18 protein-coding genes are annotated in these 19,048 nt (G+C 32.8%); 6 read left to right on the plus strand and 12 right to left on the minus strand.

What is annotated here, in order from left to right; translation table 11 throughout:
• Positions 1-5 precede the first annotated feature (5 nt).
• From fdhF to L6651_RS05650, 4 genes are all read left to right on the plus strand, one after another.
• Positions 6-2,747: a formate dehydrogenase subunit alpha gene (gene fdhF, locus L6651_RS05630; protein WP_255784639.1), complete on the plus strand. Its 2,742-nt coding sequence runs from the start codon at positions 6-8 to the stop codon at positions 2,745-2,747.
• A 116-nt stretch (positions 2,748-2,863) separates the two neighbouring features.
• Positions 2,864-3,169 (plus strand): hypothetical protein, encoded by a 306-nt coding sequence (locus L6651_RS05640; protein ID WP_237037018.1) that lies wholly within the window; start codon positions 2,864-2,866, stop codon positions 3,167-3,169.
• Positions 3,170-3,211: 42 nt separating this feature from the next.
• Positions 3,212-5,710, plus strand: coding sequence for a hypothetical protein (locus L6651_RS05645; RefSeq protein ID WP_237037019.1), 2,499 nt, complete (start codon positions 3,212-3,214; stop codon positions 5,708-5,710).
• Positions 5,689-6,525, plus strand: a complete 837-nt coding sequence (locus tag L6651_RS05650) for an ATP-binding cassette domain-containing protein (protein ID WP_237037020.1) — start codon at positions 5,689-5,691, stop codon at positions 6,523-6,525. Before L6651_RS05645 ends, L6651_RS05650 begins: the two co-directional genes overlap by 22 nt.
• Positions 6,526-6,556: 31 nt before the next feature.
• Here the strand turns inward: L6651_RS05650 and L6651_RS05655 are convergent, their stop codons facing one another.
• From L6651_RS05655 to L6651_RS05670, 4 genes are all read right to left on the minus strand, one after another.
• The gene (locus tag L6651_RS05655) at positions 6,557-7,762 is read right to left on the minus strand and encodes an FprA family A-type flavoprotein (RefSeq protein ID WP_237037021.1); all 1,206 of its coding nucleotides are present in this window, start codon (positions 7,760-7,762) and stop codon (positions 6,557-6,559) included.
• Positions 7,763-7,771: 9 nt separating this feature from the next.
• On the minus strand, positions 7,772-8,599 hold the full coding sequence (locus tag L6651_RS05660) for a tRNA 2-thiocytidine biosynthesis TtcA family protein (RefSeq protein WP_237037633.1): 828 nt from the start codon (positions 8,597-8,599) through the stop codon (positions 7,772-7,774).
• Positions 8,600-8,690: 91 nt separating this feature from the next.
• On the minus strand, positions 8,691-9,167 hold the full coding sequence (gene rlmH / locus L6651_RS05665) for a 23S rRNA (pseudouridine(1915)-N(3))-methyltransferase RlmH (protein WP_237037022.1): 477 nt from the start codon (positions 9,165-9,167) through the stop codon (positions 8,691-8,693).
• A 3-nt stretch (positions 9,168-9,170) separates the two neighbouring features.
• Positions 9,171-9,959 carry an MBL fold metallo-hydrolase gene (locus L6651_RS05670; RefSeq protein ID WP_237037023.1) on the minus strand — a complete coding sequence of 263 codons (789 nt, stop codon included), beginning with the start codon at positions 9,957-9,959 and terminating at the stop codon, positions 9,171-9,173.
• Between the two features lie 107 nt (positions 9,960-10,066).
• On the opposite strand from L6651_RS05670, the gene L6651_RS05675 reads away from it, so the two are divergent.
• Both L6651_RS05675 and L6651_RS05680 read left to right on the plus strand, forming a co-directional pair.
• Positions 10,067-10,609, plus strand: coding sequence for a CinA family protein (locus tag L6651_RS05675; protein WP_237037024.1), 543 nt, complete (start codon positions 10,067-10,069; stop codon positions 10,607-10,609).
• Positions 10,610-11,112: 503 nt separating this feature from the next.
• On the plus strand, positions 11,113-12,210 hold the full coding sequence (locus L6651_RS05680; RefSeq protein WP_237037025.1) for a family 43 glycosylhydrolase: 1,098 nt from the start codon (positions 11,113-11,115) through the stop codon (positions 12,208-12,210).
• 35 nt (positions 12,211-12,245) lie between these two features.
• Here the strand turns inward: L6651_RS05680 and rsmG are convergent, their stop codons facing one another.
• The 8 genes from rsmG to rpmH form a co-directional block, all read right to left on the minus strand.
• Complete coding sequence (gene rsmG, locus L6651_RS05685) at positions 12,246-12,953, minus strand: 16S rRNA (guanine(527)-N(7))-methyltransferase RsmG (protein ID WP_237037026.1); 708 nt, start codon at positions 12,951-12,953, stop codon at positions 12,246-12,248.
• Positions 12,937-14,844: a tRNA uridine-5-carboxymethylaminomethyl(34) synthesis enzyme MnmG gene (gene mnmG / locus L6651_RS05690; RefSeq protein WP_237037027.1), complete on the minus strand. Its 1,908-nt coding sequence runs from the start codon at positions 14,842-14,844 to the stop codon at positions 12,937-12,939. The genes rsmG and mnmG overlap by 17 nt, the downstream gene beginning before the upstream one ends.
• Position 14,845: 1 nt before the next feature.
• On the minus strand, positions 14,846-16,210 hold the full coding sequence (gene mnmE, locus L6651_RS05695; protein ID WP_237037028.1) for a tRNA uridine-5-carboxymethylaminomethyl(34) synthesis GTPase MnmE: 1,365 nt from the start codon (positions 16,208-16,210) through the stop codon (positions 14,846-14,848).
• A 77-nt stretch (positions 16,211-16,287) separates the two neighbouring features.
• The gene (jag, locus tag L6651_RS05700) at positions 16,288-17,133 is read right to left on the minus strand and encodes an RNA-binding cell elongation regulator Jag/EloR (RefSeq protein ID WP_237037029.1); all 846 of its coding nucleotides are present in this window, start codon (positions 17,131-17,133) and stop codon (positions 16,288-16,290) included.
• A 12-nt stretch (positions 17,134-17,145) separates the two neighbouring features.
• Positions 17,146-17,874 (minus strand): YidC/Oxa1 family membrane protein insertase, encoded by a 729-nt coding sequence (locus L6651_RS05705; RefSeq protein WP_237037030.1) that lies wholly within the window; start codon positions 17,872-17,874, stop codon positions 17,146-17,148.
• Positions 17,875-17,888: 14 nt separating this feature from the next.
• Complete coding sequence (gene yidD, locus L6651_RS05710; protein WP_237037031.1) at positions 17,889-18,101, minus strand: membrane protein insertion efficiency factor YidD; 213 nt, start codon at positions 18,099-18,101, stop codon at positions 17,889-17,891.
• Positions 18,101-18,439, minus strand: coding sequence for a ribonuclease P protein component (gene rnpA / locus L6651_RS05715; protein WP_237037032.1), 339 nt, complete (start codon positions 18,437-18,439; stop codon positions 18,101-18,103). Before rnpA ends, yidD begins: the two co-directional genes overlap by 1 nt.
• Positions 18,440-18,467: 28 nt before the next feature.
• The gene (gene rpmH, locus L6651_RS05720; protein ID WP_055077886.1) at positions 18,468-18,602 is read right to left on the minus strand and encodes a 50S ribosomal protein L34; all 135 of its coding nucleotides are present in this window, start codon (positions 18,600-18,602) and stop codon (positions 18,468-18,470) included.
• Positions 18,603-19,048 lie beyond the last annotated feature (446 nt).

The following is a 19,048-nucleotide window of genomic DNA, read 5'->3' on the forward strand; positions in this document are numbered from 1 at the left end:
AGAATATGATAAAACTCAATATTGATGGAGTGGATATCCAGGTTAAGGAAGGCACTTTACTGCTTGATGCCTGTAGACAAGCCGGTGCGAGAATTCCTACTCTATGCCACGACGACAACCTTTCCCACTTCGGTGGTTGTAGAATGTGTGTCGTTGAAGTAGAGGGCTTTAGAAATCTCGTAGCCACATGTTGTACTACAGCAACTGACGGAATGGTAGTTAGAACAAATACAGACCTTGTAAATAAAACAAGAAGAACCGTACTTGACTTACTACTTTCAAACCATCCAGTTGAAGACTGCCTAACCTGTGATAAGACAGGCCACTGTGAACTTCAAAACTTGGCTTATGAATTTGATGTAAGACCAACTTTTGAAGGCGAAAAGAAACATTACGAAGTAGAGGCGAGAAACCCTGTACTTTTAAGAGATCAATCAAAATGTATACTATGTGGTAAATGTGTAAGAGTATGTAAAGAAGTACAAGTTACCACTGCAATAGACTTTGTTTCAAGAGGCTTTAACTCAAAGATAGCAGCAGGTTTCGACCTACCGCTTTCAGACGACAACTGTAGACTATGCGGTCAATGTATATCCGTATGTCCTACTGGAGCCATTGTAAACAAGCACTTTATAGGAACAAGACCTTGGGAAATTGACAAAAAGGTTAGAACAACCTGTCCTTTCTGTGGTACAGGATGCACTTTTGACTTAAATGTTAAAGATGGTAAGGTAATTGGCGTAACTCCAGCAGCTGACGCAGTTGTTAATGGCACTTCACTATGTGTTAAAGGACGAAGCCATATTGACCTAATAAATAGTCCCGACAGATTAAAGACACCTCTTAAAAAAGTTGATGGAGAATTTGTGCCAATATCTTGGGATGAAGCAATAAATACAATAGCAGATAAATTCTTAGACATAAAAGAAGAATTCGGTGGCGACGCATTTGCAGGACTTTCATCTGCAAGAACTACCAACGAAGACAACTACGCTTTCCAAAAGTTTATGAGAGTTGCCCTTGGTACCAATAACGTTGACCACTGTGCAAGGACCTGACATGCTCCTACAGTTGCAGGTCTTGCAACAACACTTGGTAGTGGAGCCATGACTAACTCCATTGAAGAAATCGAAAACGCCGATGTGCTTTTCGTAATAGGTTCTAACGCAACAGAAGCCCATCCTATTATTGGTAATAAGATGAAAAGAGCCGTTAAATACAATGGCTGTAAGCTTATTGTAGTAGACCCTAGAAGAACCGAACTTGCCTCCATGGCAGATGTTTGGCTACCTTTAAACTCAGGCTCTGACGTAGCTTTAATCAATGGTCTTATGAAGATTATCATTGACGAGGACCTAATTGACCATAAATATATCGAAGAGAGAGTTGAAGGCTTTGAAGAACTAAAAGAAGTAGTTTCAAAATACGATAAAGAAAAAGTAGAAAAGATAACTGGCATAGACTATGACAAGCTAGTAGAAGCTGCCCATATCTATACATCATCTAAAAAAGCTGGAATCTTCTATACATTAGGTATTACAGAACATACAAATGGTACAGAAAATGTTATGTCCCTTTCAAACCTTGCCCTTATTACAGGCCATGTAGGATTTGAATCAGCAGGAGTTAACCCTATAAGAGGACAAAATAACGTACAAGGTGCCTGCGATATGGCTGCACTTCCTAATAACTTCCCAGGATACGCCAATGCATACGATGAAGATACCATCCAAAAATATGAAAAGATTTGGAATGCAAAATTAACTAGAAATAGAGGATATAGAATACCTGAGATGTTTGAAAATGCCCATGAAGGCAATGTTAAGGCAATGTATATCATGGGAGAAGATCCAGTGTTATCAGACCCTAATGCAAACCATGTAAAAGCGGCCCTTGACAGTCTAGACTTCTTAGTTGTACAAGATATCTTTATGACACCTACAGCAACACATGCTGACATCGTCCTTCCTGCAACTTGCTATGCAGAAAAGGATGGAACCTTCACCAACACAGAAAGAAGAGTTCAAAGAGTTAGAAAAGCTGTAAATCCTCCTGGACAAGCAAGACTTGACTGGAAGATTATTAGTGACATTGCAAAAGCCATGGGAGTAAACGGATTTGACTTTAAGACATCAGAAGATGTATTCAATGACCTAAGAAAAGCTGCAGTATCCTATGCAGGTATGACCTATGAAAGAATAGACAAAAACGGTCTACAATGGCCATGTCCAACAGTTAAACATCCTGGAACAAAATATCTACACAAAGGTATCTTTGCAAGGGGCGTTGGTAAATTAATGCCAGCAGAACACAGGGACCCTGCAGAATTAGTTTGCGACGAATATCCAATCTTACTTGCAACAGGTAGAATGTTATATCACTACAATGTTATGACTAGAAAGTCAGACACATTAAACAACATCAGGCCATGTGAACTTGCAGAAATTCATCCAAAAACTGCTAAAGAATATGGACTAGTTGAACATGATGTAATAGAAGTTAAGTCAAGAAGGGGTAAACTTTGGACAAGAGTTACAGTTACAGACAGAGTTAAACCAGGTATGCTTTGGATGACATTCCACTTCTGGGAATCTCCAGTTAACGAACTTACAAACGACGCATACGATCCAATTACAAAGACTGCAGAATATAAGGTTGCAGCGGTAAATATTAAAAAGTCCGATCATGAACCAGACAATTTAGTATTACCAGATTATTTGGACGACGTTGAACTTGTAACAGAATAAAATAAAACTGTCGGGAATCTTCTCGACAGTTTCGTTTTATTATTTGATAAATTTTATTTATTATGATAAAATTTAATTAATGGTAGTGAGTAGGAAGTATATATAAGGAGAAAAAAATGAAATCTAAATATAAAATTTTATTATTAGCTGCAATACTGTTATTACCATTGCAAACATTTTCATTTGCTGGTGAAACAACTCTTAACGAAAATAAATCTGCTACTGCAGCATATCAAAAATGGATCGTTGTAGAAAAAACATATAGAAAAGGCACAAAGATTCCTGAATATATAAGCTATAATGATGGATTTCTTGCAGGTAGATTAAAAAGACGAAACATAGTAAATTTAAATAATACTTGGGTTACTTACAAATTTAGTGGTTACTGTCACTGTATAAGTGATTGTCCAAGTATGAGATAGTATATTTAAACTTCCTACTCTTACCACCAATAAGGAGAAATTATGATTGCAAAAAGATTTTTTCAAAACAAGCTACATATCTATCTTCTAATAATATCTGTTATTTTAAGTTCTTTTGTGTTCACTTTAGCAAAAAATAATTTTGCTTCTAAAGAAAGCGAAGTCTATTTATTATTAGAAATTGAAGTTTATAATTTCCTTCAAGAAAATCTGTCCCAAAATGATTTAAACTCCATTGTCTTTGAGCAATATGAAAATGTTATTCCTGACTACAAAAAAGAAGATAGTAAAACAATTGAACAAATAGATTATTATTTAACTCTAAAAGAGATGTTATCAAATATTCAATCCTCTTTTTCTGGTGAGGAAGTTCCTGAGTCTAAATTTGCTGATGCTGTTCCAGCATCGGATATGGATAAGGAAGATTTCATAAAGGGACAAGAAAAGCTTATTAATCTTTACAAAGATACTTCTAAAAAAGATTATAATATTCTTGATGCAAGCTTTATGGACTTTGTCATAAAGAGATATGACAATCTAGAATCAAATGATTTTCAAGTTATTGATGAGAATAAATTATACTTTAACTCATTGATTGCTTCAAAATCTAATAAAATATTTAATATCCCACTTTTAATACTATTATCATTGATTGGCGCCTATGTGTTGAATCAAGACAAAATTTCACTAAGGCTTAATAATAATTTGTTTTTACTTAAACTGAAATCCCTAATATTTTATATAATTACACTTATTTTGTTTAGCTTAAGTGTGTTGTTTTTTATTCTAATTTTGACATATATTTTTGGAGATGGACTTGGAAAATTTGATTACTACTATTTTAATCCACAGAGTATAAATGGAAGCACTGTGTACATAACCGAAAAACCATTTCATATATTTTTATATAAAGGGACAATATTCATAATTTTTACCACTATCTGTTCAATATTTCTTAACTTCCTTTTTAAACTTTTAAATAAACTATATTTTAAAGTTTTGGTTTTGATTTTTTCAGCTTTAATAGCAATTGAACAGATATCCAAATCTAAGTTACTGAACTTTTCTTTAATCAAACTAAATCTCTTTAATCTTTCGAATAATTATAATTTTTCAAGTTTGAGTAGAGGAGATATTATTACTATTATTTTATGCTTTACTTTTGCAATAATCATCTTATTTGTATCTGTTAAGCTTGAAATTAAAGACTTTATGTCAAACTTAAAGGGCATTTATTTGAAGAATCCTTTTACCTTAAGTTATTATATAAAATATCCTATTGTTAAAAGTTTTCCATATTTGTTATTAATATCCCTTCTTTTTATACGAGGAGTTTCTTTAAATAACGAAAAATATATTGAAAACTTCAACCATTACTTTAAAATAAATTTTAAACTTTATAATAATACCTATAATAATGAAAAGAAAAATCTTGATAATTATCATGAATTATTCAACTCTTCTCGTAATCTAACTGATGAAGAAAGAGAAAATCTTGATGAATATAGCAAATTGGAATTGGATTACTATGAAGAAGGTGAAATACAAACTCAAAAAGCTATAGTAGAAGATTCAAAAATGAGTCTGGATCATTATTTATCTTTTAAAAATCGATTTAATGACCCAAAAAAGTATTATTATATGGAAAAGGTCACATTGAATAAAGATTCTAATAGCAAATTTAACCCTTATTTAAAAGATATGACTTCTTCTGAGCATACTCTAAAATTAAATGAAAGTTTTGTTAGCGAATATGAGAAGAGGAAAGCTCCTGTTCCTGATACATTTTTAACTCCAATATTTTCTAACTTTGACTCTAATAGGTATTTGAGTTTAGATTATTTATTTAAAGATTATTTAGACTATGGTACTATTAAGGATAATTCTTCCTTTGGAAATCTTTATAATTTTTACCATCTAAAGCTAAGCTTGTTATTAGTACTAACTATTCCTCTGTTTACTTCCATATTTTTATGGAGAAAGAATCATATAGTCTTCAACATCTCTTTGAAAAAAGATTTTACAAAAAGTTATGTAGAAGCTTTTGTTGGAAGTTTTATTCCTGGAGTTGTAATATATTTTATCATTATGGGATTAATATTTATATTATCAGGAATATTTTATAAAATAGGATACTTTAATTATCCTGTAGCAATAACTTTTAAAGACAGCTTCAAATTTTATTCTATTGGAAAGTACATCTTGCTAAATGCTTTATTTTCCACCATAGTAATTTTAGCGATTAACTCATTGCTTGTATTTTTTAGCTTAATTTTTAATAATAAAACTACTATTGGAATCTACTTTTCCATAGTTCTTATTGGGATAATTATAAGCTTTTTAACAAAATATTCTCTTATACTGCCTACAACTTACTTAGATAGTGACTTTGTCCTTTCAGGTTTCCTAAGATCATATCATGGTACAAATGGATATAGTTTTATTCTAGGTTTGATTATACTTATATTTTGTTCAGCTTTATTGAATCTACTTAGCATTAAAAAATTGAGGAGAAATGTATGCTTGAAATTAGAAATTTAAATTTTAACTATGAAAATAAAAAAGTTTTGACAAATGTATCTTTTAATTTAGATAAAGGTATTAAAGCTCTAGTAGCTCCAAATGGCGCAGGTAAAACAACATTACTAAACTGTATCTCTCAGAAACTTTCAGCTAAGGGAAATATTATGATTGACGGAAAAGACTTTAACAATAGAGAAATCCTAAAGCATTTGACTTTTTTAGGTGACCATACAATTTTGGATAGGGAAATGACTTTATATGATTATTTGAATTATATTGCTAAGATCTATGGAATATCTAAAAATAAAATTAAGGAGATAATGGACCTAACAGATGTATCACATTTTTGTAATGATAAGATTAAAACCTATAGTTTAGGCATGAAAAACCGATCTATGATAGCATTGTCAATTCTTCCAGATACAAAATTTGTTTTATTGGATGAACCTCTTTCTGGTCTAGATCCAGGATCTGTAAAGAAAATGAAATCTCTATTGCTAAAATTAGCTGAAACTAAAGGAATAATTTTATCCTCACATATTTTAGATGATGTAAATGATTTAACTGAAGATATACTTTTTTTAAAGGATGGAGAAATAATAGAATATCACTCTTATGCATTAGATTCTTTAAAATTAATTACAGATAATGATTTAAAAGCTATTGATTTGCTTAAGTCAAAGGATTTGTTGAAAATAGGAAATGAATTAATAATAAGTAATAAGAATTTAAATGATGTATTGGGGATACTTGTCGAAAATAATATTGAAATTTCTAGTATTTTAAATCTAAGAGACTCTTTAAAAAATGAATATTTTGAAATGTTTACTTAGGGAGATAGCGATTATCTCCCTAAGTTTTTTATTATTTTTCAAGAACTTTTTCAGCCATTTCCTTAGCCATTTTTCTTAGTCCTTCTAGGTCTTCTTCGTGCATTGTTCCTCTTGCTTCTACAATGGTTTCTGTTAAGTCAAAAGCACTTCCTTCTGCAAAAGCCTTTAGGTCCTTAACTGCTCCACCGCTCCATCCATATGAACCGAATATTCCAAGAGCATGGTTTTTAATCTTATTGTGTTTCAATAGATTTAGTAGATTGTACATATTTGGATATACTGAGTTGTCATATGTTGCTGAACCTAGTATAAGTCCTTTGTACTTCCAGATTTCTGAAATTATATACGAGAAGTGAGTCTTTGAACAGTCGTATACCTGTACATTTCTAACTCCTTCTTCTGCTAAGAACTGTGCAAGGTGGTCTGCCATGGATTCTGTATTTCCATACATTGAACCATAAACTATAACAACTCCTTCTTCTGTTTCGTAGTTTGACCATTTTCTATAATCTTCTATGATTATTTCTGGGTTCTTTCTCCATACGAAACCATGAACAGGACAAATTATATCAATATCTAGTCCTTGAACTGCCTCCACTGCCTTTGCAGCAACCATTGAATACTTTCCAACGATATTTGCATAGTATCTTCTTGTTTCTGATTGGTAAACTGAATAGTCCGCTTGGTCGTCAAATATTGCTCCGTCCAATGTACCAAATCCACCAAATATATCTTGTGAGAACAGCACTTTGTCAGTTGGTTCATAACTTACCATGGACTCTGGCCAGTGTACCATTGAAGTCATTACAAAGTTAAGTTCTCTCTTACCAAGTTTTAATACGTCTCCATTATTTACTTCCATAAACTTTTCGTCTGAAAGTTCTAGTTCTAGTAAATCGTATAACATTGTTCTAGTTCTCTTATTTCCAACGATTACAACATCGGGATAAGCTTCCAAAACTTCTTTAATGCAACCTGAGTGGTCAGGTTCCATATGTTGCACTACAAGATAGTCTAGGGTTCTTCCATCTAAAATATTTCTAATATTTTCAATGAATCCACCGGACTTATTAATTCTAATAGTGTCTAAAAGAGCTGTCTTTTCATCTTTAATCAAATAGCAGTTATATGATACCCCTCTAGGTAGTGGTAACATATTTTCAAATAACTCTGTTTCCCTATCGTTTGCACCTATATAGTACAAATCTGATAGGATTTCTTTGCATATACTGTTCATAATACCCTCCTAATAATTATCTAAAAATGAATGTTTTCCATCTTCATTTATATACCCAAGTATTCTGTCCATATCTACATTTTCGCAAGATCTAAATATATTTATTGCAACATTTGTGAAGCCGTCATCCTCAAGTTGTTTAATAAGATCTTTAATTTTATGTCTTGTTGAACCAATCTTTTTTGCAGCCACCATACATGCACAGTTCATTGGCATAAGGCCTGTATAGGTCATCCATCTTATAATACTCTCTTCTCTTACAAGGTACATTGGCCTTATAATTTCCATATCGTCAAAGTTTTGAGCCTTTAGTTTTGGCATCATCGTCTTAAAATTACCTGCACAGAGTATGTTTAACATATTTGTCTCTATAACGTCGTCAAAGTGATGTCCCAGGGCAAGTTTATTGCATCCAAGTTCCTTTGCCTTTGCATATAGTGAACCCCTTCTCATCCTTGCACACATGTAGCATGGATAGTCTGAAGAGATTTTATCTGCCACCTTGAAAATATCCGAGTCGTAAATAGTTACAGGAATATTTAGGTATTTGCAATTTTCTTCTAAAAGAACTCTTATGTCCGGATGATATCCAGGGTCCATTGCAAGAAATTCCAGCTCAAAGTTGTTCTTACCATTCTTTTGTAACTCTTGAAATAACTTTGCCAAGAGCAAGCTGTCCTTTCCACCGGATATGGCAATGGCGATTTTATCATTGTCCTGAATTAAATCGTATTCCTTGATTGCCTTAATAAACTTGGACCATATATGTTTTCTGTATCTTTTAATAATGGCTCTCTTTATGTCTTCCAATGATTTTAACTCTTCCGTTACAACCATTTGAGGACAAAAGCCATTTTGTAAACCATTTTCTGCCAAATTAACACCTCAACATTAGTATACCATGAATTGTTGCTTAACTAAATAAGCCCTACTTGTGGTAGGGCTCGTTTTTAGAAATTTTAATCCATCTATAAATTTGTTCAAATAATATTAGCTTCATCAACTGATGTGGAAAAGTGAACTTAGAAAAAGATAGCTTTAAATCGGCTCTATTTTTGATTTTCTCACTTAGTCCATATGATGAACCGATTATATAGACGAAGTCGTTATAACCGTCAATTTTAAGCTCCTCAAGCTTTTTAGAAAAATCTTCGCTGTCATATTGCCTTCCTTTAACATCCAGTGCAATAACATAGTCTCTGTTGTTAATCTTTGATAATATTTTTTCAGCTTCGTCATCTAATGCCTTTTCAATATTGGAACTACTTTCATCAGTTATTAATGTTTCTTTTAATTCAATTTCCTCTAGATTAGCATATGACTTAATTCTCTTTTTAAACTCAGCTATACCATCTTTTATATAGTTTTCCTTTATGCTTCCAATTGTGATTATTTTAACATTCATATTCTATAACTCAATCCTATTACTAACACCATTTCTATCTGCAACATTTAAAGAAATATCTCTATTTATATCTAGTCCTAAATCAGTCAAATGATCTGAAACCGTGTTATAGGCTATACTTGCTGTATTATTTTCTCCACTTAAATGTGCAAGAATCACTTTTTCTCCATTTCCAGTAAGAACCTCTTCAAGGGTGTATGCGCAGTCTAAGTTTGAAAGATGCCCTTTTGTTGAAGCAACCCTTCTCTTTAAAGCTGGTGTATAAGGTCCATTCATAAGCATAATCGGATCGTGATTTGACTCTATAAACAGTACATCTGAACCAAGCAGCTGTCTCTTTATCCGTTCATTTACAGTACCGGTGTCCGTCATTATAGAGATTTTCTTTTTCCCATGATTAATTGCAAAGCCACAGCTGTTGGCAGCGTCATGAAAAGTACTAAATGGATGAATATCCAAATCTCTTAGAGTAAAATCATAATCATTTTTAAAGACTAAAATATTATTGTCTTTAATTGGACCTATCTTTTTAATCATAGCTATCCAAGTCTCTTCATTTGCAATAATCGGTATGTTGAAGCGTCTACTCATAACGCCAGCTCCCTTTATATGATCATTGTGTTCATGAGTTACAAGGATTGCATCTATTGTCTCAGGTAGTACACCTGCATCTTTAATTAAAGCTTCCAGTCTTTTTCCTGTAAAGCCTGCGTCTACTAAAATTCTTGTTTTATCAGTTTCAATTAATAAGGAATTTCCTGAAGAGCCACTGGAAAGTGATGTAAACTTCATTTGTATCAACTCCTATTTTGTCCATTCACCATTATATAACATGCCAGTCAATATAACAAAGGTTTTTAAATTAAAAGAACTGAGTTATAATCTAATTGGGTGATAAAATGAAATACACAATATTAAAGGAAATAAAAGAATTTGAAAGTTCATTAAATTTAGAAGAATCTTTTGTTCCTTTTTTAATAGATAATAAAATAACCGTTTCAACGGGAGAGTCATTAACCGCAGGATTAATAACAGCTTCCATAGCAAATATTGCTGGAGCAAGTAGTGTATTGGAAATGGGAGCTATAACTTATACAGAAGAAGTTAAAATGAAACTATTAAATGTTTCACGTGAAACATTAGAGAAACATACTGCTGTAAGTTTTGAAGCTGCCGTAGATATGTTACGAGGACTAACTGCAATCTCTAAGTCTACTTTAAATATTGTTGCAACAGGATATGCTGGACCTGGTGAAAATAGTGGATTGGTATATCTTGGAATAGGATATAAAGACTCAGAAAATATTTATCGACTAAGGATTAAAGGGTCGAGAAATGAAGTAAGAAGAAAAGTTGTTAATCTTTCTTTTTATTTAAGTGAAAAAATAATAAAGAATTATGAAGGAAGTAAATTAAATGTAGGCAAAGTGTTTCTTGTCTAATCTATTTATGTTTCACGTGAAACATTTGGTGGAGAAAATTAATTATTGTTTCATGTGAAACATTTAAATAATTTTTATATACTTTTTGTTTCATGTGAAACATTTTTTTAAATTAAGAAAATTATTCTAAAATGCAAAATATTATCTTTCAAGTTTTAATCTTTTTATCTAACTTCTGATTTTTATCCACAAATTTGATGTATGTAAAAGGTAATTATCCACATAAAAATAAATGTGAATCTTAGTCAAAATAAATCAAATTTTTTATCGTTATTTTTACGATTATCACAAATGTGTATTTTTAGCTCTTTGTAGCTCCTTTTATTTAATTGAAATTATAATCAGTTTTTATATGTTTGAATCACACTTATCAACAAACTTATCCACATAGTTATCCACATGGTTATGCCTTGATTATCCACATACTTATCCACAATTTAATCTTAATAATTTTGTAATATCTTAAAACATCAATATATGATATCCTTTAATGGGTGATACATTTGAAAAAGAAAAGATTTTTATTTGTCGGAGCTCTATCTCTTATAATTATAGCTGGCTCCCTTTATATAAATAAACATGATTCAATTTATGATAAGAAAAATAAAATAGTTAATGTTGATTCAAGTGAATCAAAAATTGAACCTACCAATGTTTCTCCAACCGAAGAAAAGGATTATGTAGGATCTAAATTAGTCAACGAGGGTCTTTTATTAAATGCTTCTAATCATTTAGATATTCCAACTTATGTGGAGACAGACAATCAGTCTATACATCCGTCAATTATCCACGATGGAACTCGAAAATTTGGTTATGAATACATTATGGCATTTACACCATATAGTTTTTTAAATGACTCTACTGAAAACCCAAGTATTGTGGTGTCTGATGATGGGGTGAACTTTAAACCACTTCCCAATGTGAAAACACCTCTTGCAATGCCAGGACAAGACTGTCATCTTTCAGATGTTTGTCTATTTGAAAAGGACGATACTTTAGAGCTTTGGTATAGGGAGTCTAATAAGAAAACGAGACTTTCAAGAATTTTAAGGATGACTACTAAGGATTTAAAAAGTTTTACAGATCCTGAAGTTATAATGGACTTTGGTACAAGTGGCTATGGCCTTGGAGCACCTTCTATCATATACGAAGATGACACTTACAAAATATACTATCGTAAGAATATGAATATAGGGGAGGATGCCTATGTCTATACTGAGTCCAAGGATTTAAAAACTTTTACTCCCGTTGTTCCCATGAATATGGAAAAGGGGTCTTGGACTAACTATAATCCTTGGCATTTGGAAGTACAAAAGATAGGGGATACCTACTACTGCTTAACCATGGATTGTCCCGATGGAAAAATGGATACATCTGCATTATTTGTCCTTACATCGAAGGATGGAATAAATTTCACAAATCCAATTAAAATATTGGAACCTTCTGAATCGGGTTTTGATAACTGGCTTATATATAAATCTACTTTTATGGTAAAAGACGATACAGTATATTTATATTATTCATCCATTGATAAGTTGAAGCGTTCTTTTATTTCACTGCTTAAGGGACCTGACTTCAAACATCTTTCTCCCATAGAATAAAATAACCCTCAAGGGCACGCCTTTGAGGGTCTTTTTTATAATGGTTTATTTTTTGGTTTTCCTCCACCTCGTGGATATTTCTTTGGGGTAGGGGATATCTTTTTTATTACTACAAGAGTTCTATCCGAGTCTTCATAGTCAAGTTGATACTCTATTATATCTGCAATCTCTCCACCTAATAATTTTATAGCATTTTTCGCTTCTTCAGCTTCTTCCTTTCCACTTGGCCCCTTCATGGATATAAAGTATCCACCAACTTTTACAAATGGTAAACTATACTCTACCAATGTATTAAGTCTTGAAACTGCCCTTGATATGGCGTAGTCATACACTTCACGATACTGTTTTTGTCTACCAAGTTCTTCAGCTCTTCCATGGATTGCTTCTATATTCGATAATTCCATTTTATATATAGTATCTTTTAAAAACTTTATTCTTTTATTAAGTGAATCTAAAAGTGTTATATCAAGATCCTCTCTATAAAATTTCATAGGAAGTCCTGGAAATCCTCCTCCAGTACCTATATCAATAACTTTGGCATTTTCCTTAAATTCTATTTTCTTCATTGGAAGAAGGGAGTCTAAAAAGTGTTTATAATTTACTTCTTCCTCTTCGGTAATTGAAGTTAAATTTAAATACTTATTGGTTTCAAGAAGAGTCTGTCTAAACTGTTCAAACTTTTCTGCGCATTTATCTGTTAGCTCTATGCCTTCACTTTCCATTACTTTAATTAGGCTGTTCATTTTTGTTCCTCTTTCTACTTTCAAGATATATAAGGATTACATTTATATCTGCCGGGCTAACTCCAGAAATTCTGCTAGCCTGTCCCAATGAGTCTGGTCTTATTTGATTTAACTTCTGTACAGCCTCGTTGGAAAGCCCCTTTAGCTCAGAATAATCATTAATAAAGCTTATATCTTTTCTCTCAAGCTTTTTAAATCTTTCGATTTGTTGCTTTTGCTTTTCAATATAGCCTTCATATTTAATATGGGTTTGCACTTGAATCTTTATTTCCCTATCAAGTTCAGGCGCTTTTTTGTCAAAGACTCTTACCTTTTCATAATCAAGCTCTGGTCTTCTTATAAGCTCTGTTAAGCTAAGGGATTTTTGAAGTTTTGTAGAACCAAGGCTTTCGATTATTTTATTATTTTCTTCACTTGGGTTTACCCTTATGGAGTCAAGCCTTTTAAGTTCGTCTTCAACTGCCTTAAGTCTACTGTTGGTCTTTTCCATTCTCTCTTCTGAAACAAGGCCTATGTCATAGCCATACTTGGTAAGTCTAAAGTCTGCATTGTCCTGTCTAAGTGTTAGACGATACTCCGCCCTTGATGTCATCATTCTATATGGTTCGTTGGTTCCCTTTGTAACTAAGTCGTCAATTAAAACTCCTATATAGGCATCGGAGCGGTCTAATATAAATGGTTCTTTGTCATTTAACTTTAAATATGCGTTTATTCCAGCCATAAGTCCCTGTGCCGCCGCCTCTTCATATCCTGATGAGCCATTTATTTGTCCAGCAAAGTACAGTCCATTTATATCTTGGTGTTCCAAAGTTCTCTTTAAGATTGTAGGGTCGATGCAATCGTACTCTATTCCATAGGCAGATCTCATAAATTTCATATTTTGAAATCCTATAATGGTCTTATACATCTCTTTTTGAACATCTTCTGGTAATGTTGAAGACACACCTTGAATATACATTTCCTTAGTATCAAGGCCTTCAGGTTCAACAAATACTTGATGCTCGTCCCTTTCGCTAAATCTAACGACTTTATCTTCAATTGATGGACAATATCTTGGTCCAACTCCCTTTACAATACCTGCATACATTGGGCTTCTATGCAAATTGTCCTCAATTATCTCCTTAGTTTCCTTTGTGGTGTAAGTTAAATAGCAATGCTCTTGCTCTCTACTCATATCTTTGCCAAAGTTCATAAATGAAAATGGTATTATCTCTTCATCTCCCGGCTGAACTTCCATTACAGAAAAGTCTAAACTATCTCTGTGAACCCTTGCTGGAGTTCCCGTCTTAAATCTTCTAAGCTCTATGCCTAGTTCTTTTAATGAATCGGAAAGTAGCTTTGAAGATTTTAAGCCATGGGGTCCCGACTCTGTTTGAAGTTCTCCTTGGAGAATAAGTCCCTTAAGATATGTGCCCGTTGCAAGGATTACTATCTTTGTTTCATAAATGGCACCATTTAGTGTCTCCACTGAAACAACTCTTTTATCTTCCACATTTATCTTGGTGATTTCCCCTTCCACAAGGTCTAAGTTCTCTGTGTTTTCAAGCACCTTTTTCATTTCTCTATGGTAGGCTGGTTTATCAGCTTGCACCCTCAAGGAGTGTACCGCCGGCCCCTTTGAGGTGTTTAACATTCTAGACTGAATAAAGGTCTTATCTATAATTAGAGCCATCTCTCCACCAAGTGCGTCAATTTCTCTAACTAGATGACCCTTGCCAGTACCACCTATATTTGGATTACATGGCAGGTCCGCCACGGAATCCAAACTCATTGTCATTATTACCGTTTTAAGTCCAAGTCGTGCCGTTGCAAGGGCTGCTTCCGTTCCCGCATGGCCTGCACCTACAACAATCACGTCTACTGGTTCTTCTTTATATTTTTTTATTTCCATCTTATTTCCCAATACAAAAATCTCTAAATATTTTATCTAATACGTCATCTTCAATGGTTTCTCCAGTGATTTCTCCAAGAATTTCCCATGAAGATCTCAAATCAAGTTCTATACAGTCAATTGGAACTTCCATCTCCAAGTCATCAAGGGATGACTTTAAATAGTCCATTGCCTTTTTAATTATATCCCTATGTCTTACATTGGTAACCAAAAGGTCTGCAGAGGATTTAATATCCCCTTGGTAAAACATATTAATAATCTCTTTTTCCAATTCCTCAATTCCCTTGTTTTCCTTAATGGAAACTTCAACCACAGGAATATCACTGTCAATATCTAAATGCTCTATGTCGAACTTTCTTTCCAAATCCGACTTGTTTAGTAGAACTATGGATCTGCGTTTTGAAAGTAATTCCATAATTCTCTTGTCGTCTTCTTCCACCTGCTTTGAAAGGTCAAATATTGCAATTATAAGGTCCGCAGTCTTAGCATAGTCCAAAGATCTATCCACACCGATTTGCTCAACAATATCTTCACTGTGTCTAATACCTGCGGTGTCTGAAATTTTTAACATTATGCCATCAAGGTCAATGTACTCCTCAATAACATCTCTTGTAGTACCTGGAATATCTGTAACTATGGCCTTGTTCACCTTTGCCAGGGAGTTTAGTAGTGAAGACTTACCAACATTTGGCTTTCCTATAATGGTGGTGTTAATACCATCCCTTATAATCTTTCCCTTATTGGATGAATTATATAACTTTTCAAGTCTTTCTAAGACTTCCCTGCCCTCTTTTAAGATAATATTTTTGTCCGGCTCTTCCTGCCCATCTTCTGTAAAGTTTATGGTGTATTCCACCCTTGCAAGTTGATCTAGTATCTTATCTCTAATTTCCTTAATCTCTTTTTTTAGAGAACCTCCCAGCTGGTTCATAGAGGCTTCGTAGGACTTGTCGGTCTTTGCCTTAATCAAATCTATAACCGCCTCCGCTTGTGATAGGTCAAGTCTTCCATTTAAAAAGGCCCTTTTAGTAAATTCGCCTCTATCCGCAATTCTTGCACCTTCTCTAATGGTTAAGTCAAGCACCTTTCTAACGGCGATAATACCACCATGGGTGTATATTTCAACCATATCCTCTCTAGTGTAAGTTGAAGGTCCCTTCATAAAGCTGATTAGTACTTCGTCTATAATTTCGTCTTTGTCATAAATATGACCATAAATAAGTTTTCTATTTTCAAAATCTCTATTTGTAGACTTAGGTTTAAAAATTTTATTAGCTACTTCAAATGCCGTTTTACCGCTCATTCTTACAATTCCAATGCCCGCTTCTCCAGTAGCTGTTGAAATAGCTGTAATTGTATCTTCCATTTAGTCACATCCTTTTTTATGATTATACCATATGAAAAAGGCTAAAAGAAAAGCCTGCAATAGCAGACTTATCTTTTCTAATCTCTTTTTATTTTAATTACCACTCTTCTGAAAGGTTCATTACCTTCACTCACAGTGTAAATTCCATCAAAGGACTGAAGACTTGAGTGAATTACCCTTCTTTCAAATGGATTCATAGGTTCCAATCTCATATTTTTATTGTACTTAATAGCCTTGTTAGCCATTTTTCTAGCTAGAGATTTTAAAGAGTTAATTCTCTTGTCCCTATAGCCATTGCAGTCCACAGAAATCCTAATGTATCTGTCAGTGTTTCTGTTGGCAACAAGGTTTGCAATATATTGGATGGCATCAAGAGTTTCCCCTCTTTTTCCAATAACAATTCCAATATCATTTTCATTCACAGGAATTATATTAAATTTGATACCAAAGTCATCAGTAAAAGTTTCTATATTTGATTCGATACCCATCTTTTGAATAACAGAATTTAAAAATGACTTAATCTTTACCTTAAATTCTTCGTCTATTTCAACAGGTTCTATCTCTTCATCTTTAACCTCTTCAGTTGTTTCTACCTTTGGCTTTTCAACTGGTTTTTCAGTTTTTGAAACTTCAACAGGTTCTTCTTTTTCTTTTCTAGAAGCTCTTTCTGGTTTAGTATCCTTTTTAATATTATTTTCAACTTTGGAGCTGTTATCTAATATAACTTCATCTAAAAGTTTACTTATATCTTCTTCACATGAAACTCTAACCATGGCATCTTTTGAACCAAAAAGTCCAAATATCCCGGATTTAGGTTCCTCTATTACTTCTATAACAGCTTCTTCCTTTGAACAATTTAGTTCCTTAATAGCAAGTTCAACCGCTTCATCAACGGTTTTTGCCACTTTAACTGTCGATTTCATCTAAGCTCCTTCCTATTTCTTACCTTTCTTAATTTCCTTATTGCTTTCTACTTCCTCGTCCTCGTTTCTGTTGATGAAAAATCTAAATATCATTTCAATGATATTACCAGTTATCCAGTAGATGGATAGGGCTGGTTGATAATTTCTTGCAAAGAAAAAGAACATTATAGGCATTGCATATTGCATTGCAAAGTTCATTCCTTGCATAGGATTTTTTTCATCCTGAGGCATTTTTGGAGTCATCATCTTCGTAAATAAGAACTGAGTAAGAGCCAGTGCTATAGGAAGGATTAAATCTCCTGAATTAGCAACTGTAATGTCCTTAATCCAAAAGAAATTAAGGTTTATATCCTTACTTAACTCCAAATACTTAAGAGGTTCTCTCATTACAGGGAAAAGTGCCCAAATAATAAGAATTTGTATAAGCATAGGCAAGCAGGAAGCTAGCGGATTATAACCCATCTCCCTTTGAAACTCCATAACCTTTTGTTGATAGAGTTGAGGATCATGTTTATATTTCGCTTCAAGCTTTTTAAGTTCCGGTTGGAACTTTGCATTTAGCTTTTGCATTTTAATATTGGAAATTGTAACCGGAAGCATTACCAACTTGTATATCAATGTAAGTATAAGAATTGATATTGCAAAGTAGGAAATATTCTTTGGCTCATTTCCAATTTTCGATACAGTAAGATAAATTACTTCAAGTATCTTACCAATTATCGAACTCAGTAATTTTGTCATATACTCTCCTAATCTTATTTTAATGGATCATAGCCGCCCTTACTGAAAGGATTACATCTTAAAATTCTCCATACAGATAATAAAGTGCCTTTGAATACACCATATTTTTGATAGGCCTGTATGGCATAGTTTGAACATGTAGGATAATACTTACACTTGTTTTGTCCTAGATATGGCGAAATAAATATCTGATATAGTCTAATTAGAAAAATTGGTATTTTTCTCACTACTTCACCTTCTTTGATATTTTCCTTATAAGATGCATACAAGATTTTTCAAGCTCTATATAACTTAACTCTTTAGTGTTTTGTTTTGGTATTACTACAATGTCGTAGCCTTGAATCAAAGAGTCAAAATTCAGTCTGAAAATCTCTTTAAGTCTTCTCTTCATCTTGTTTCTAGTAACGGCATTTCCAAATTTTTTAGTAATGGAGAAACCAACACGAGATCCAGGTAAATTATTCTTTTTTACAATAAAGGTGAAGTTTCTGTTGAAATATCCATCGCCCTTTTTGTAAACACTTCTAAAATCCCCATTACTTCTCAATCTTTTATCTTTTTCCATAAATAAATTAAAAGACCATTAAAATGGCCTAAGCTGAAATAACTTTTCTACCTCTTTTTCTTCTTCTTGCTAAAACTCTTCTACCACCCTTAGTAGACATTCTCTTTCTAAATCCGTGGTCTTTACTTCTTTTTCTTCTATTTGGTTGATATGTTCTCTTCAACTTCTTCACCTCCATAAAATAATACAAAACACTATGATGATTATATAGACGAGAGGCGAAACTGTCAAGAAAATCATGAAAAAAATAGTACTTTTTAATCAATTTTTATCTTTTCGTCAAATCATTGTGGATAAATCAAATATTCATTGAAAAATCAATACCTTAACATAGTTTTTTATTTGAAGTAAAACCTTCTATTTGATATAATAATAGCAGTAAAAAATAATTTTAATTCACAATTTTAAAAAAGCTTTTGTGGATAACCCCACATTGAAAAGGGAATTTGTACAATTAAAATGGCTAATTCTCTCTTTTTTTAAGTAATTTTGGCTTTTTTCTATTTTTTTTTGTGGATAACTTCATGTTTTTGTGGACAAGTATACGTAACATGAAAATAACAATGAAAAGTTATCATAATATTGTGGATTAATATGTGTATAACGGAG

It is taken from the genome of Mediannikoviicoccus vaginalis, assembly GCF_928097925.1.
In the GTDB taxonomy this organism is placed as follows: domain Bacteria; phylum Bacillota; class Clostridia; order Tissierellales; family Peptoniphilaceae; genus Mediannikoviicoccus; species Mediannikoviicoccus vaginalis.